The organism is Lentzea kentuckyensis (assembly GCF_002150765.1).
Lineage (GTDB): Bacteria > Actinomycetota > Actinomycetes > Mycobacteriales > Pseudonocardiaceae > Lentzea > Lentzea kentuckyensis.
In genome coordinates, this window is record NZ_MUYM01000213.1 from 1 (window position 1) to 1,033 (window position 1,033).

Below are 1,033 nucleotides of genomic sequence, written 5' to 3' on the forward strand. Positions count from 1 at the left end.
TCGGCCACGCCGGCGGCGAGCACCCGCGCCGTGGTGCGAAACCCCAGCGAGGTTTCCCGCCACCGCACCGCTCGTGGTCAGCGCGACCAACGATCCACAGCCATGCCAGCGCCACACCAGACGAGATCACCCCGCACTCCGACCCGACCTCGCCTGGCCAGGCGCTCACCGGGGGGACCAACTCCACATCGGCCACGCAGACGGCGAACACCCAGCCGTGGTGCGAAACCCGGGCAAGGTTCCGCGTCACCGCACCCGCTCGTGGCCCAGCGCGACCAACGATCCACAGCCATGCCAGCGCCACACCAGACGAGATCACCCCGCACTCCGACCCGACCTCGCCTGGCCAGGCGCTCACCGGGGGGACCAGCACACGTGCCGACCCAACGACCCCGCGATCGGCCCAGCACCGCACCACCAAGACCCCGCACCACCGGGATCACCGCGCACCTGCCGGCAAGTCCTCGCCCGGCCAGAGCCGACCGACGGCGCCCAGCTCCACGTCGAGCCAGGCGCGCTAGGCCTTGGCCACGCCGAGCTCGACCGGCAGTCCGTAGTCGATCCACGTCCGTGCCACCTCGAACCCGGCGCGCTCGTACACCCCGAGCGCACCAGTCGAGTTGGCCGTGTCCACGGACAGCCCGGCGCGGTGGTAACCCTGCGCCCTGCCCTGAGCCAGCGTCCAGCTCAGCAAGGCCGAGGCGACACCACGCCCGCGGTGCTCCGCGAGGGTGCCGACGTCCCCGATCCACAGTTCGCGGACGCCGGTCATCTCCTCGACGACCGGGTAGTGCCGTGCCAGCACGAAACCGACGACGGCGCCGTCCGCGAGCGCCAGGAAGGAGGTCTGCGGGACGAACCGCTTGCTGTTCGTGAAGGACGCGGCCCATTCCTCCGGGCTGCGGTCGACCGAACCCCAGTGGCCGGCGAACGCCGCGTTGCACACCAGGCGGACTTCTTCGCCTCGGGCAGCGGAGAACGGCACGATCTCGTAGGCAGGCGGGATCGGGACCTGGGCGAGTGACTCGCCCAG

General features: G+C 71.5%; 1 protein-coding gene. It reads right to left on the reverse strand.

The genetic code is table 11. The features are described 5' to 3' along the window. Positions 1-517: 517 nt before the first annotated feature. On the reverse strand, positions 518-1,033 hold a 516-nt coding region (locus tag B0F77_RS46010; RefSeq protein WP_158103022.1), incomplete at its 5' end, for a GNAT family N-acetyltransferase.